This window comes from Pirellulales bacterium, assembly GCA_033762255.1.
Classification (GTDB): domain Bacteria; phylum Planctomycetota; class Planctomycetia; order Pirellulales; family JALHPA01; genus JANRLT01.
On sequence record JANRLT010000022.1, the window covers coordinates 25,486 to 40,146 of the forward strand.

A 14,661-nucleotide genomic window follows, 5' to 3' on the forward strand; every position below is an offset into this window, starting at 1 on the left:
CTTACTGCATATTATGTTTTTTTCCATCTAATTCTCATAACCGTTGCATTTTTTGCAAAGGTAATTAACAATTTAACTTAAAGCTTGAATGTGCATTACGCAGACAGTCACAACAACGCTAAATCGCTTCACAAACTGACCTTGTACTCTAAATATTGAAGCGAATCCTTCCGGGCATCTAACCTTTCATCGTCTATCCAACCTGTATTTGCATTTTTAAATTTTTATTTCTCCTAACCCCGATTGGCCCCGCTAATGAACTCGACCATCATGAATCGCACCTCTTTGACACCCCTGGTTGTGTCATTTTTGTCCCAGTGCCTGCGCTCGACAGTTACGGCGGCACTGTTGCTGGGCGGGGTTACCCTATCATCGGCCAGCGCGGCCATCATTCAGTTTGACACGCTCCCGCTGGCAAACATCGATGGCGAGCCTGTCAAAGCCCGCGCCACCTTTACCACCTCCACCGACAGCATCTCGATCCTCATCGAAAATTTGCAGGCCGACCCCAACAGCGTCAAGCAGGTCATTTACGACCTCCAGTTTTTGGTGACAACCGGCCAAAACAGCGGCACCATCGACTCGATTACGGCGGTTGAACGTTCCATTGCCAATGGCGGCAGTTATGCCGATGGGCCCGTCATGGCCCGCACCGGCGCCTTGATTGACTGGAACCTGAACACGGTGGGGACATATTTACATCTTGATCGGCTGACGGTCGCGGGACAAAAGAAGCACGGCATCATCGGTCCCCCCAAGAGCCCAGAAAACTTGTACGTGGATGCCAATAACTCCATTACCGGCGCCACCCACAATCCATTCTTTGGCGGTTCCGCCACATTCTTGCTGAATGTCCCGGGGGTCACGTCGGCATCCTCGATCAAGGATGTCAGTTTTTCCTTTAACACAACGCCCGGCAGCAATGTTCCCGGCGTTGTGCCAGAACCTGGCGTCTACGCCGCACTGGGACTCTTGCTCCCCTTTGTGGCATGGCGGATGCGGCGGGCCTAACCCACCACCTGTCCCTCCGGCAGCTTGATTGACAATAATTTTTATCTGCCCGGCCAGCCGTTTTAACCCCCGGTGGCCGGGCGTTTTTTTTGTGCGATCCGCGGGCTTGCCGACGTTTCCCGGCCTTTGTCCCGGTCTGCTGCCCTTTTCCAGTCAATCATGCTAAAATAATGGCTTACGACACATCGTTCCGTGTGGCCAGCCATGCAATTTGAACATTTGGGACCGTACAAAATCGGCAAACGCCTGGGCCGCGGCGGCATGGGGACCGTGTACGAAGCGGTCAACACCCAAACAGGCGAATCAGCGGCGATCAAAGTGCTAAATCCCGCCCTGGCCGATGAAGAGGGATTTCGCGACCGTTTTGCCGTGGAGATCGAAACCCTCAAAAAGCTGCGCCATCCGCAGGTTGTACGGTTGTACGGTTTTGGCGAGCATCAGGGGATTTTGTACTATGCCATGGAATTGGTCAGCGGTTCTAACCTGGAGGACGAACTGCAAAACGGCCGCCGATTTACCTGGCGCGAAACCACCCAGGCGGGCATCAAGCTCAGCCGCGCTCTCAAGCTGGCCCATGATCACGGGATCATCCACCGCGATCTTAAGCCGGCGAATATTTTGTTAACTCCCGATGGCGATATTAAACTGACGGATTTTGGCATTGCGCGGTTGTTCGGGGGGATGAATCTTACCAGCGACGGCGGGTTGATTGGTACGGCGGAATACATGTCCCCGGAGCAGGCCGAGGGAAAACCCGTCACTTACCAGTCGGATCTTTACAGCCTGGGGGGGGTGCTGTTTGCTATGCTGGCGGGTCGGCCACCATTCCGGGCTAAATCACTCCCCGAAGTTTTGCAAATGCAGCGTTTTGCCGAGGCTCCCCGCGCCACTCAATACGCCCAGGATGTGCCGGCCGCGTTGGCGGATATTATTGCCCGGTTGCTCAGCAAAGCCCCCGCCGCGCGCGCGGCGAATGCGGGACTTTTGGCGCGGGAATTGGCCGCGATGGAGCATGGCCTCTTGGCCCGTTCACAACGCGAAAATGAATCTCCGGCCATCGGTTTTTCGATTTCGCATTCCGAGACACTGCCGGGTGATCCGCAAGGGGAAATTGACTCGCAGCAGCCGACTCGTCTGGCGGATGCCGCAACCGAATTACCCCCCAAGCGGCCGGTCTCTCCCACGGACGCCACCGCGATCCTGGATGAAAAAACAATCGGCCGACCGGCGCAGGGATACGGCACCTTTGTCGAAGGTGTAGCGCAACCCGCTCCCGCGGCGCTGATCAACCGCTTTACTACCGTCGAAGAAGAAGAACAGCGACGCCGCCAACACGCGTTGGCGACCGACCGGCGCAACTTCTTTCTGCAAAGCCTGGCCCTGGGGGGAGCGCTCCTCTTGCTCTTGGGAATGATTGGCTGGATCATGCGCCCCCTCTCGGCGGATCAACTGTTTGAGCGGATCTCCTTGGCGGCCCATTCGGATAATTCCGGCGATCTGCTGGAGCAAGAATCCTTGCTGACCCAGTTCTTACAACGGTTTCCGGACGATCCCCGCCTTGCCCAAGTTAAAAAGTGGCAGGAAGAACTGGATTTATTCCGCGCGGAAAAGCGATTTTTGATTCGTTCGCGCAGGATGGCCCGGGAGGAACAGCTCAGCCCGCTGATCCGCGATTATTTACTGATACTTCAAACCATGAATACCCAGCCCGAATTCGCCCTGGCCGAATTGCGGGCAATTCGGCAATTGTACGGTACGTTACCCCAACCCACCGCCGAAGAGCGGCAATGCCTGGAGTTGATTAACCGGCAAATCACCACCCTCCAAGAAGAAGAGCGAACGATCATTGCCGAGTACGTCATAATGTTGCAGGCGCGATTGGCCGCAGCCCGTCAAATGAGCGTTACCCAACCCGATCAAGCGGCCGAAATCTGCGCGGGGCTTATCACCTTGTATAAAAACCGTCCCTGGGCGATATCCTTTGTGCGCCAAGCGGAGGAATTGCTGGACCGACTCCCCCCCTTAAAGACAGGCCCCGGCGGCCCAGAAACCGTTTCCCCGCCAGTGACGTTACCCTCGGCCGAGACGGGTACTACCACAGCGGATAAAAAGAATTCACAACAGTAACATTTATGCCCGCCGATTTTGGTTATCCCGTGACCCGCTTACGCCGCTTGCGGCAGCATCCTGGACTGCGCGACCTGACCGCGGATGTCCGCCTGCACCCCCGCAATTTGGTTTTGCCCTTGTTTGTGCGCGCCGGAGCCAATCTCCGTCAAGAAATCCCTCCGCTTCCCGGACATGCGCAGCTTTCTCCGGATTTGATCGCCGAGGAGGCCCGAGCCGCCGCGCAACTTGGCCTGGGGGGGGTGTTGTTATTTGGGATTCCCGCCACCAAGGACGCCGAAGGGAGCTCCGCCTGGGATGCCCATGGTCCGGTACCGACGGCCATCGCCCGTATCAAGGAGGCCGCGCCGGATTTGCCGGTCATTACCGATTTGTGCTGCTGCGAATATACCGATCATGGCCACTGCGGCATTCTCAAGGATACCCACGGACGCTGGGACATGGATAATGATGCCACGCTGGAATTACTGGCGCGGCAGGCGGTTTGCCATGCGCGGGCGGGAGTGGACGTCATTGCCCCCAGCGGCATGGTGGATGGCATGGTGGGCGTCATTCGCGCTGCCTTGGACAGTTCCGGATTTAGCCACATACCCATTTTGAGTTACGCGGTAAAATATGCCAGCGCGTTTTATGGACCGTTTCGCGTTGCGGCGGAAAGCGCCCCCATGCTGGGGGATCGCCGCGGTTACCAAATGTCCCCGGCGGCCCAGCCAGGCCAAGCCGTGCGCGAGGCGGAACTGGACCTGCGGGAAGGGGCGGACATGCTGATGGTCAAACCGGGACTCCCCTACTTGGATATTCTAGCTTTATTATCCCGTCATTTTCCCGGTGTCCCGCTAGCCGCTTACCACGTTTCGGGCGAATACAGCAGCGTGTGCGCGGCGGCCAGGGCTGGTTGGCTGGACGAACGGGCTTGCGCGCTCGAAAGCCTAACCGCGCTGCGGCGCGCGGGAGCGGGCATCTTGATTACCTATTGGGCCAAACAAGCGGCGCGGTGGTTGGCCGAATCAACTGTGTGACATCTTACCCTTAATTATCATTTTTTTGGCAAATCATAGACTTTCATGTCCCGCACTCGCAGCCATATCGCTTTTTCCCGCGCGCAACACGTCATCCCTGGCGGCGTCAATAGTCCCGCGCGGGCCTTTGGAGCCGTGGGGGGGGAACCGCTGTTCATTGAACGCGCCCAGGGGTCGGCGCTTTGGGATATCGATGGCAACCGCTATATCGATTATATCGGCTCGTGGGGACCCATGATCGTCGGCCACGCCCATCCGGCGGTGCAGGACGCCATATGCTCAGCCGCCGCGCGGGGAACCAGCTACGGAGCTCCCACCCTGGCCGAGACGGAACTGGCGGAACTGGTGATCGAGGCGGTCCCGGGAATCGAAAAAGTCCGCTTTGTCAATTCCGGCACCGAGGCGACCATGAGCGCAATCCGCCTGGCGCGCGGCGCCACGGGGCGCGCGGGAATTATCAAGTTCTCTGGCTGCTATCACGGCCATGTTGATAGCCTCTTGGTAGCCGCCGGCAGCGCCGCCGCTACGCTGGGCGTGCCAAATTCCCCCGGTGTCACTGCGGGTACCACCGCCGATACGTTGGTGCTGCCCTATAATGACGCCGAAGCTCTGCGGCAGACATTGACCAGCAGGGGAAGTCAAATCGCCGCGGTTATCGTGGAACCGGTCGTGGGAAACATGGGCCTGGTGGCACCGACAGCGGAATTTTTACACGAACTGCGCGATGGGACGGAAAAAACCGGCGCGCTTTTGATATTCGACGAGGTCATGACCGGTTTTCGCCTGGCGTATGGGGGAGCACAAGAGTTGTACGGTATAAAGCCCGACCTGACGACGTTGGGAAAGATTATTGGCGGGGGGCTGCCAGTAGGGGCCTATGGGGGCCGGGCGGACCTAATGAATCACGTATTGCCAGCGGGCAAAGTGTTTCAGGCGGGAACCCTCAGTGGTAATCCCTTGGCAATGGCGGCGGGAATAGCCACACTCAGTCTTTTACGGGCCGATCCTCCTTATGAAAAACTAGAGCGGGAAAGCGCGCGACTGGCCCAAGGACTGGCTGACGCCGCCACCGAGGCAAAGCTGCCGCATCGCGTGGCCCGCGTGGGAAGCATGCTCACGCTATTTTTTATTGACCGCCCCGTAACAGATTGGTCCGTTGCCGCCTCGTGCCGCACGGATCGGTATGCGCGGTTTTTTTGGGAGATGATCGAACGCGGGGTGTATTTGCCCTGCAGCCAGTACGAGGCTCTATTTGTCTCCGCCGCCCACAGCGCGCGGGATATCGAATACACCATCGAAGCCGCGCGCGAGGCTCTGGCGGTGGTGGCGGTGAATATTCCTTGATTTATTCACCTTGATCCCGTGAGAGTGCGGCGCGGCCTGGAAATTTAACACTTATTCATCATGATGCTCTCCGAAGTTGACCACCATCGACTGACCCGGGCCGCCATCGCCGCGGGGACAAATGCCTACGCCCCGTATTCCCATTTTCAGGTCGGCGCCGCGATTCTCTGCGCGAATGGCCAAATCATCACCGGGGCAAATGTCGAGAATGCATCGTACGGCTTAACCATTTGCGCGGAACGCGCGGCGGTCTGCGCCGCCAATGCGGTTGGCTTACGAATCTTTACCGCGATCGCCATTGCCACCGCGGGAGGAGCCGCCCCCTGCGGAGCTTGCCGCCAGGTGCTAGCCGAGTTTGCCCCTCAATTGCCCATCATCTTGGTGGATACCACGTCCGACACTTGGGTGGACACGAACCTGGGCCTCTTGCTGCCGATGCAATTTTCGGCGGCAAATTTCCAGGAATAGGCATTTTTAATCTGGGATTTACTTGGAAGGCGGCTCCTCGGTGGTGGCCGACGTTGCATCGCCCGCGGACGTATTGGCGGAGGGCGCGGCCGTGTCCAAACCGGGATCCACGGCTGCCGGGGAGTTATCTCCCGTCGCCGCTTTTGGGTTCGCCTCAGGTTGCGTTACCGTACCAGGCGCGTCAGCGGCGGGCTGATCCGCCGGCTGGGCAGAAGATGTCGCCGGACTGTTTATCCCCGGAGTGGAAGACGGGGATTCACTGGATTGATCCCTCTCTTGACTCTTGGGGACAGAATCCGTTGCTGGGGTAGAATTCTCCGGGGTGGAGGGGTTTTTGCTGGCATTAGCGGGATTTGGCTGTTGATCATTCCCTGCCGGGGTAGCCGAATCAGAATTTGCCGGATCGCCGCTCTCCTCATCTTCATCGTCATCCGCGCCTTGATTGGCGGCATCTTCCGGGTGTATCTGGGGCATTAACTCGCGCGCGGCTTTTTCCAAGGCCTTGTCCCGTCGTAGTTGGAACGCCTGATTTTCCACCGCTTGGGCCCGGTCATGAATGATTTGTTCTTTTAATACCTCGGAGTTGGTGCTGAGAAATATGCCAGCCACGCAGGCGGTCATAAAGGATGCCAGGTTGCCCCCTAACATCGCCCGGAACGCCAGGCGGGCAAAGTCCTTTTGCCGATTGGGCGCCAGCGCCCCCAGCCCCCCGATTTGAATACCGATCGAGGCAAAGGTGGAAAAGCCGCACAGGGCGTAAGTGGCGATAATCTGCGAACGAATTCCAATCACCAGGGATTTCTCGTCAAGATTGGGTTTGCTGAAATCGCGGGGAATCCATTCGCTAAGCAGGGCGTAGGCGTTTAGCTCGGACAAGAGGACGCGAATACCCAGCAGCGAACCGACTTTTTCGCAGTCCTTCCATTCGATCCCCATGCACCAGGCTAGCGGAGCAAATATATAACCGAGTCCCTGCTCGATCGTCCAGACATTTTCTGCATGAAAATAGGTGCCGACCAAATAGACCAGGTCATTGGCCAGCGAAATCAGCGCCATAAATGCGATCAGCATGGCCGCCACATTCAGGGCCAATAGCAGCCCATCCCGCGCGCCATTGGTCGCGGCGTGCAGGATATTTTCGCCGCTCGGTTCTAATTGGACATCCAGCGTGCCGCGCGTTAGCGGTTCCTCGACTTCCGGCTGCATAATTTTCGCTATCACAAGTCCCGCCGGAGCGGACAACAGCGATGCCGTCAGCAGATGCAAGGCGCTGATGCCCATGCCAATAAACGCGGCCATGACTCCGCCGGCTATCGTGGCAAATCCCCCCACCATCACCGCCATTAGTTCCGACTGGGTCATCATTTTTAGGTACGGTTTGACCAACAGCGGAGCTTCGGTCTGGCCGACAAAGATATTCGCCGCAGCGGATAGGCTTTCCGCCCCGGATGTCCCTAGCGTTTTTTGCATCACAAAGGCGATCAGCTTGACCACCGCCTGCATGACGCCCAGATAGTACAGAATGGACATCAGCGACGAGATGAAAATGATGGTAGGCAATACCTTAAAGGCAAAATGAAACTCGTGAAATCGTGGACCGAACACAAATTCCGCCCCCGCGTCGACATTATCCAGAACCACGACAATGCAATTACCTAAAATATTGAAAAAATGGTATCCTTGCGCGGTATTGAGCACGATATAGCCTATCGCCAACTGCAACAGCACGCCCAGAATCACCAAACGCAAATCGACGCGTGTCTTATTAGCGCTGAGAAGCCATGCCAGAAACAACATCAAAAACAACCCGCCAAGGCTAATCAGTTGAGGCGATTGCATGGGAATTACTCATTAAAAGAAGTTGCCAGTGCCCGCGCCAGGCAAATTTGCCCGCGCGAACCACCGGGAAGTCGTTATTTCCGGGACCAGCCAAGTTTGCTACAACAAACGGACAAGCGAAAAGATGTGGCAAATTAACGCGCTCACCGGGACCACCAGCAAACGCGAGTCGCAATCCAGGGGGGACCCACAGGACCAGTTAGTTCTCTGCCCCTCTAATCAGCCTTTCCCCTTGCCGCTATCGTAGCAGATGGCAGGGGAGTATCCAGGGATTCAGGATCAACAAACAATTATTTTTAAGCGGGGCTGTTTTTTGCCGCCAGTTTTTCCACCCACTCTTTGGACGCGTCACCTATTGCCGTGATACCCAGCCATCATTTTGCCGACCAACTACAACTTGCCGCGGAGCGAAATTTGCTTAGCCCGGGCAGTATCGCCCATTTGCGGCAATGGCTTACCGAGCCGCGCTATGCCGAATATGTGCCACAGATTCAGAAACTATTAGCAAATGATTCATATGCTGAGTTGGAGGCGGCATTTTGGACCACAATTCCGTTTGGAACCGCGGGACGCCGGGGAACGATGTATCCCGTTGGCCCCAACGCCATCAACGACCGGACCATCGGAGAAAGCGCGCGTGGGTTAGCCGATTATCTATTGTCGTTGTCTGCCGAAGCGCGCCTAGCGGCGGCGGGGGAATCCGCGCCGCTAGGAGGTGTTTTTTATTCTCCGACGGCCCCCCCCGGCGTGGCTATTGGTTATGATACGCGGCACCGCTCGCGCGACTTTGCCCGTTTGTGCGCGGAAATTCTGGCAGCCGCGGGATTACAGGTGGCGTTTTTAGAAGATTTTCGCGCAACGCCCGAATTGGCATTCACCGTCCGCGCGCTCCGTTGCCAGGCGGGCGTCATGATAAGCGCCAGCCATAATCCCCCCACCGATAACGCGATCAAGGTCTTTGGACCGGACGGCGCGCAAATACGCCCCCCATTTGATGAATTGCTGATCGCCTTTGTCAACCAAGTCGTGGAGATTCCACGCTTGGATTTTGACACAGGCCTTGCCCAAGGTCGAATTACCCTGGTGCAAGCAAGCATGGACCGAGGCTATCAGCAGGCGGTGCTGGCGTTGGCCTCGCCGGAAAATCTGGAAATCGGTCCCACCTCCGGCAATTACCCAGACTTGCGGCTCTCCCCCCGGATTCGCGCGCAGCTCAAAATCTTGTACACGCCGCTGCATGGCGTTGGGTTGACCTCCGTCGCGCCGGTGTTACAGCAGGCGGGATTTACGGACCTAGAAGTTTACCAACCCCACGCCGCGCCGGATGGCGACTTTCCCCATGTGCGGGGGCACGTGGCTAATCCGGAAAACCCCGCCATCTTTGATGATCTGCTTCCCACCGCCAGGCGGATCAGCGCGGATCTGATCCTGGCCAGCGACCCCGATGCCGATCGCTTGGGGGCTCTCGCGCGGAGGGATGCCTGTTCCGCGAATGACTGGACTTATTTGACCGGGAATCAAATAGGCGGACTTTTGGGAGAGTGGCTGCTGGCGCGCCGTCGCGCGCAGGGCAAGCTGAGTCCGCGTGATTTTGTGGTCAAAACCCTGGTCACCAGCGACTTGCTGGCCAGCCTGGCCGCCGACTATGGCATCCAAGCCGTGGGTGATGTGTTGACCGGGTTTAAGTGGATTGGCCAGGCAATCGATCACTATGGCCCCGAACATTTTCTGCTGGGGACGGAAGAAGCGCATGGGTACTTGGCGGGAACTTACATTCGTGACAAGGACGCGGCGGTGGCCGCGTTACTACTCGCCGAGTTTGCCGCCGCACTCAAAAATCAGGGCAAGTCCCTGGTCGCGGCCTTGGACGAATTGTACTTGCGCGTGGGTCTGCATCTTGAACGGTCGTTTGCCTACACACTGCCGGGAGCGGCGGGCATGCAACTGATGGAGGTGGTGCTCTCCGCGTTTCGAACGGAGCCTCCCGACCGGTTGGCCGGGCAATCCGTGGCGACGATTCGCGACTATCAAACGGGTATATTGACGCGCTTTGCCGATAAAATCGCCGGCACGGATGCCAGCGACGAGTCGTTCACCGGCCCCCGCGCGAATATGCTTGTCCTGGAATCGGGCAACCCGGGAACGCGGATTGCAATTCGCCCCAGCGGGACCGAGCCTAAACTAAAGTTTTACCTGTTTGCCACCCTCCCACCAGGTGAATTGACGGATTTGCCCGCTGCCAAGGTCAACTTGAGCCAGCGGCTAGAGAACATGGAATCCGAACTGCGAGATTACGTGAATCGGGTGATTTCAACCTACGAGGTCCAAGGCTCCCGTTCCATGAAGGTTCCCCCCACTTCATAGCAATTCGCCGCCAATCGCCGACACCGGGCGATGCGCACATTTTTCTTTCCTAAATTTCCCAGCCATAGGATTGCGGTCTCTCGCGGGTACAACTCGATGGGACTAAGAAACGCAATTCCACCTCGTGAAATATCACAACAATAGGTCGGTATGCTGTCATTCTCCCGCGGAATCGACGGCAGCCCACCGGTCACTTCCAATGTCACTGGTTGGCGAAAATAGAGTCGCGCATATTGGCGGCGATCATCGTATTTTGATACGGTGATGCCTTGCTTGGACAAGAATTCATCCAAGGGCCACGGTGGCAAAACGCGTTGAACGGCTTGTTCCCGCATATGTTCCCTAGTTGCGAATAGTCTTGATCCAGCAATCCAAATACTCTGGATCAAACTGCGAGGCCGATTGGCTGGATTGGTGGGTGATGGCCTGCTCGATCGATAAGGGGCGGCGATAGGGTCTTTGCGCGGTTAACGCGTCAAACACATCCACAATCGCGCAGATTCGAGCGGTCCAATGGATTTCCCGATCCCGCAGACCCACGGGATAACCCGATCCGTCGGGCTTTTCGTGATGATGGTAAATCATCAACAATTGGTCCTTGTCCAGGTTGGGATTAGCGCAGACCTCTTCAAATCCCCACCGTGGATGGTTCATCAATAATTCGCGCTCGGTGGATGACAACCGCCCCGGTTTTTTTAGCAAATCCTGGTGAATCAGGCGTTTACCCAGATCGTGCAATAAAGCTCCCTGGGCCAGCGCGGTTAAATGTGATTTATCGCTAATACCAAGGCGTTTCAACAAAATCACCGCATAAACACTAACATTGGTAACATGGGTAAAAGTATCCCCATCATGCAGCAAGAGTGAACGAACAAACGCGGCACTTTCCCGCTGGTTGTCGCATGCATCCAAGATGGCGTCGGCCAATCCCGCACTTTCCCGCAACATGCTTTCCGTACCGGGTGATTTCCAGGCTTTGGAAAAACCCGCCTTGGCCACCTCGCGGGCAATGGCAAAATGGACTTCCGGCGGCATACTGGCCTTGGTAGCCAACATATCTTCAAATTGGCCATGTAGTACGCTAGCTTCCTCGGCAGTCGTGTAGAGCGAAAGTATTCCCGATCGCTGCAAAGTCAGCAGATCAGATCGGCTGGGGGGAGAATCAGGGCGACAATACAATTGTCGTCGCCCATGACGAACCAGATAAAGGTTGACCTGAATCGCCGTGGGTGGAAATAATGCCGCAAGGCGAATCGGTATCATGGCAACCTGCCCGGTAGCCAACGCAGGGAATTCGCTTGCCGCGCGGCGCAAAAGGCGCGTGGCAGGCAAGTTAGGAATGTTTCCACAGTTCTGTAAATCAACTACGGAAACATAACTTACAAAATTGCTGCGTGCGAATTTTTTTCGCCAAAACCTTACTGTCTGCCTTCCGCAAAATCGGCATGATAGGCATTTCCCGCGCGTGGGTCGCATGAGCGAGCGGCAACCGGTTTTACCGTTGGATGGTGTGAAAAATCCGGTCTCCGGCGTCTCCCAGCCCCGGCACGATATATTTATGGTCGTTTAATTCCGGATCGATGGCGCAGACATGAATGTCGACCTCGGGGAGTTGATCCCGCACGTGATTGATGCCATCCTGGGCCGCGATAATCGCCAAAAGTTTTAGCCGCGGCACATTCCATTTTTTGAGAATTTGCAAAGCCGCCACCGCCGATCCCCCCGTGGCCAACATCGGATCCACCACCAACGCCAAATCCACCGGTTGGCTCGCCGGCAGTTTACTATAGTATTGCACGGGTTGGGCGGTGGCTTCATCCCGGTAAACCCCCAAATGCCAGACCTCGGCGTCGGGAATGAGATTTAAGATGCCATCCACCATGCCCAATCCCGCGCGCAAGATGGGGACCAGGCCGATCCGTTGCCGCAGAACCGCCCCCTGGGTCATCGTCAGGGGTGTTTGCACCGAAACCGTGGTGAGCGGCAAATCTTGGGTGGCCTCATAAGCCAACAACACCGACAAACGTTGAATGAGCCGGCGAAACTCGGCGGGGGGAGTGGATTGGTCGCGCAAGTTGGCCAGATGATGCTGGATAAGCGGATGCGTGGCACAAGAGACATGTTCCTGCATAAAACTTCCATTCGCCAGGGCAATCCAAAGAATTTGAAATTTTCATTCATACAATCTGAATGTAGATGGTAGGCATGCCTCCGAACAGCGTAATTTTATAAATTTTTACGGGTATGGGGTTGTATTTGTCGGGCTGATGAATTTAAGGCATTCATCCCCAAATAAAATCAGGGTTAGCCAAAAAGGCCAACCCTGAGGGAATTCGTGGCGATGACGAATTTAATTTTTTCAATAAAGAAGAATCAGCGGTTAGGCCATCCGCACAGCCCGCCGACGCCAAGCCAAAGCGGCTACGGCACCCAGGCCTAACAGCACGTAGGTGGAGGGTTCGGGAATAACGACCTCGCCAATGGCTTCCAGGGCATTGATGTCAATATAAGCCCGTTCGTTGGGCCCCAAACCAGCAAGACCCAAATCCGAAAGGGCATAAGCATGATCCCACAAATGCCCGCCATGGAATAAAAATCCGGAACCACCGCTGGCCGTCATCCAAAAGATCTCGCTGCCGGTCGCGTAATACCCATCGGGATCGGCGGGATCGGGCATCTGGCGGATGCTAAAGATGATGCTATCGCTAATTCCAGCGTTGCCAGCGGGATCGGATTCGCTTTCAAACCGCATGTTGGTGCCGACAATATCCCGGACCATCAGCGCGTCCAGATTGACCGCTTCACGCCAGATCAGGTTATCGCCATGGCTATCCATCGCGGTGGTGGGAACAGGTCCCAAGAGAGCCTCGACCGCGGAAACCACGGCCGCATGGCTGATGTAGGGGACGCTGGTCGCGGCCAGATCATAACTAAAGACCGATGCTCCCGCGCCTCCTAGCACATCAACATCGAGAGAGTACTTGTCCGAGTCGGCGGTAACCCCCGGCTCTGGCCCCCAAACCTCCAGGCCATCCACATCGCGCGGAACGGGCATGCCGTTGACTCGCGGGGCGGGAGCCCAAACGTGTTGAATGGCAAAGCCATTAAACGCACCGGATTCCTCGACCGAGATGTCCCCGGAACCACCAATCACATTACCATTGGTCAACAACACCGGACCGGAAAACGGAATCAGAGGAATGGTCGAGGGTTTTTCCAAAATCCGTCCCGCCGTGGGCGTTGCAATATAACGTGCGACGGTGTCATCAATCGAAAAAATCAAATGCGCGCGATCGGGATAAATGACCCCACGCGGGGTAAACTGCAAAAGCTCGGTGTAGAGGGCGTCACCGCTGTTTCCCAGGGCGTCAACTTCTTGTTCCCGGGGAAAGTTCGGCCCGCGCGTCCCGCTAAAATCGACCCCATCCAGCACCCCGCCGATACCATCCCAGGCAATGACTTGTTCCGGGTCCGGGATCGGGGCAATGTTTAAGTCAATATCGTGGGAATATTCCTTGCCAAAGACCAAGGCGGGGTCAATCACTCCCTTGCCCACGGCTGGAAAGGCACCCGGCGGCAGCATGACCGGGGTGTAGGGAATGGTCGCCAAAACAGGACCGGCATACAGCAAAGAGACCAACGGCGCAACACGAATCAATTGTTTCAGCTTGCGATTCATTAGACTCGCTCCTTTCAGGAACAGGGCCAGGCAAAGAATGGTCGATGTGGCTTGGCCCTTGCCGCACAGACCCACATTAGTGCTAATCAGCAATCACAGAAACGTATTTTTGGAGGCGTGTAACTACTTAATACCAAAGATTTGCGTTTTCCCGCATTACTGTTGATTGCAATGTACCCACCCCTTGACAAGAGCACAACAATTTGGCGCATAAATCTTTGTGTTATTTAGAAAATAAAATAATAAGAGGCCAGTAATTTCCTGGCATTTGTTCATTAGAATTTAATAGCAACTCAATTAATCACAAACCATTTTGCCGCTAAAGTTGCAGGGTATTTAAAGAAGCGCTCCCATCAAACTTTCTTTTCCCACGGCACAATGCTGATTTTGCCCCCTTTCTCCAGGACCGCCATCTTAACTTGGGATAGGTTTTCTAAACCTAATTGATTCCGCGCCGCCTCTAAAATATCGTCCGGATGAATTAGTTCCAGGCGTAAACGATCCTCTTGCAGTTTGCCATCTTTGAGCAAAATGAGGGCGTTGCCATCCAAAAGCGGTTCGGTCACCGGTAAATAAAATTTAACGAGGGACAAAGCCACATCCCAACCCACCAACGTCATAATTAGTAATATACTGTTTGTGAGGGAATGATCGCTTCCCACCATGGCTTGTTGTGTGGTTTCACTAATAAGGAGAACCAGTACCAAGTCAAAGACAGTCGCTTGCGACAGCGTACGCTTTCCCGCCACGCGAAAAATGACAAACACAAATAGATAAACCACGGTGCCGCGAATAATTGTGTCCATGGCG

The 14,661-nt window shown here is 55.9% G+C and carries 12 protein-coding genes; 6 read left to right on the plus strand and 6 right to left on the minus strand.

The features are described 5' to 3' along the window. The first annotated feature begins 270 nt into the window (after positions 1–270). The 5 genes from SFX18_06980 (at position 271) to cdd (ending at position 5,969) form a co-directional block, all read left to right on the plus strand. Positions 271–1,011, plus strand: a complete 741-nt coding sequence (locus SFX18_06980; GenBank protein ID MDX1962877.1) for a hypothetical protein — start codon at positions 271–273, stop codon at positions 1,009–1,011. Positions 1,012–1,215: 204 nt separating this feature from the next. Continuing rightward, the gene (locus tag SFX18_06985; protein MDX1962878.1) at positions 1,216–3,138 is read left to right on the plus strand and encodes a serine/threonine-protein kinase; all 1,923 of its coding nucleotides are present in this window, start codon (positions 1,216–1,218) and stop codon (positions 3,136–3,138) included. A gap of 5 nt (positions 3,139–3,143) precedes the next feature. After that, entirely contained in the window at positions 3,144–4,157 is a 1,014-nt protein-coding gene (gene hemB / locus SFX18_06990; protein ID MDX1962879.1) for a porphobilinogen synthase, read from the plus strand. Positions 4,158–4,202: 45 nt separating this feature from the next. Then, a complete protein-coding gene (gene hemL, locus SFX18_06995; GenBank protein ID MDX1962880.1) occupies positions 4,203–5,501 on the plus strand; it encodes a glutamate-1-semialdehyde 2,1-aminomutase in 1,299 nt (432 codons plus the stop codon). Between the two features lie 63 nt (positions 5,502–5,564). Further along, positions 5,565–5,969, plus strand: coding sequence for a cytidine deaminase (gene cdd / locus SFX18_07000; protein MDX1962881.1), 405 nt, complete (start codon positions 5,565–5,567; stop codon positions 5,967–5,969). A gap of 18 nt (positions 5,970–5,987) precedes the next feature. Here cdd and SFX18_07005 read toward each other — a convergent pair whose 3' ends face one another. Further along, on the minus strand, positions 5,988–7,808 hold the full coding sequence (locus tag SFX18_07005) for a nucleoside transporter C-terminal domain-containing protein (GenBank protein MDX1962882.1): 1,821 nt from the start codon (positions 7,806–7,808) through the stop codon (positions 5,988–5,990). Positions 7,809–8,147: 339 nt separating this feature from the next. Here SFX18_07005 and SFX18_07010 point away from each other — a divergent pair, with 339 nt between their 5' ends. Next, positions 8,148–10,172, plus strand: coding sequence for a phospho-sugar mutase (locus tag SFX18_07010; GenBank protein MDX1962883.1), 2,025 nt, complete (start codon positions 8,148–8,150; stop codon positions 10,170–10,172). On the opposite strand, the gene SFX18_07015 is transcribed toward SFX18_07010, so the two are convergent. The 5 genes from SFX18_07015 to SFX18_07035 all read right to left on the minus strand — a co-directional run bounded on the left by SFX18_07015 (position 10,124) and on the right by SFX18_07035 (position 14,657). Continuing rightward, positions 10,124–10,507 (minus strand): PilZ domain-containing protein, encoded by a 384-nt coding sequence (locus SFX18_07015; protein MDX1962884.1) that lies wholly within the window; start codon positions 10,505–10,507, stop codon positions 10,124–10,126. The two genes, SFX18_07010 and SFX18_07015, sit on opposite strands and share 49 nt — an antisense overlap. A 7-nt stretch (positions 10,508–10,514) precedes the next feature. Next, on the minus strand, positions 10,515–11,435 hold the full coding sequence (locus SFX18_07020; GenBank protein ID MDX1962885.1) for an HD domain-containing protein: 921 nt from the start codon (positions 11,433–11,435) through the stop codon (positions 10,515–10,517). 232 nt (positions 11,436–11,667) lie between these two features. Continuing rightward, positions 11,668–12,303 carry a uracil phosphoribosyltransferase gene (gene upp, locus SFX18_07025; protein MDX1962886.1) on the minus strand — a complete coding sequence of 212 codons (636 nt, stop codon included), beginning with the start codon at positions 12,301–12,303 and terminating at the stop codon, positions 11,668–11,670. A 249-nt stretch (positions 12,304–12,552) separates the two neighbouring features. Next, positions 12,553–13,851, minus strand: a complete 1,299-nt coding sequence (locus SFX18_07030) for a PEP-CTERM sorting domain-containing protein (GenBank protein MDX1962887.1) — start codon at positions 13,849–13,851, stop codon at positions 12,553–12,555. Positions 13,852–14,204: 353 nt separating this feature from the next. Beyond that, positions 14,205–14,657 (minus strand): DUF421 domain-containing protein, encoded by a 453-nt coding sequence (locus tag SFX18_07035; GenBank protein ID MDX1962888.1) that lies wholly within the window; start codon positions 14,655–14,657, stop codon positions 14,205–14,207. Positions 14,658–14,661: the final 4 nt, after the last annotated feature.

Coding starts and splice junctions, on each gene's coding strand:
- SFX18_07035 (MDX1962888.1), bottom strand. CDS start 14,657: ATGGACACAATTATTCGCGGCACCGTGGTTTATCTATTTGTGTTTGTC.
- SFX18_06985 (MDX1962878.1), top strand. CDS start 1,216: ATGCAATTTGAACATTTGGGACCGTACAAAATCGGCAAACGCCTGGGC.
- hemL (MDX1962880.1), top strand. CDS start 4,203: ATGTCCCGCACTCGCAGCCATATCGCTTTTTCCCGCGCGCAACACGTC.
- SFX18_07030 (MDX1962887.1), bottom strand. CDS start 13,851: ATGAATCGCAAGCTGAAACAATTGATTCGTGTTGCGCCGTTGGTCTCT.
- hemB (MDX1962879.1), top strand. CDS start 3,144: ATGCCCGCCGATTTTGGTTATCCCGTGACCCGCTTACGCCGCTTGCGG.
- SFX18_07020 (MDX1962885.1), bottom strand. CDS start 11,435: ATGATACCGATTCGCCTTGCGGCATTATTTCCACCCACGGCGATTCAG.
- SFX18_07005 (MDX1962882.1), bottom strand. CDS start 7,808: ATGCAATCGCCTCAACTGATTAGCCTTGGCGGGTTGTTTTTGATGTTG.
- cdd (MDX1962881.1), top strand. CDS start 5,565: ATGCTCTCCGAAGTTGACCACCATCGACTGACCCGGGCCGCCATCGCC.
- SFX18_07015 (MDX1962884.1), bottom strand. CDS start 10,507: ATGCGGGAACAAGCCGTTCAACGCGTTTTGCCACCGTGGCCCTTGGAT.
- upp (MDX1962886.1), bottom strand. CDS start 12,303: ATGCAGGAACATGTCTCTTGTGCCACGCATCCGCTTATCCAGCATCAT.
- SFX18_06980 (MDX1962877.1), top strand. CDS start 271: ATGAATCGCACCTCTTTGACACCCCTGGTTGTGTCATTTTTGTCCCAG.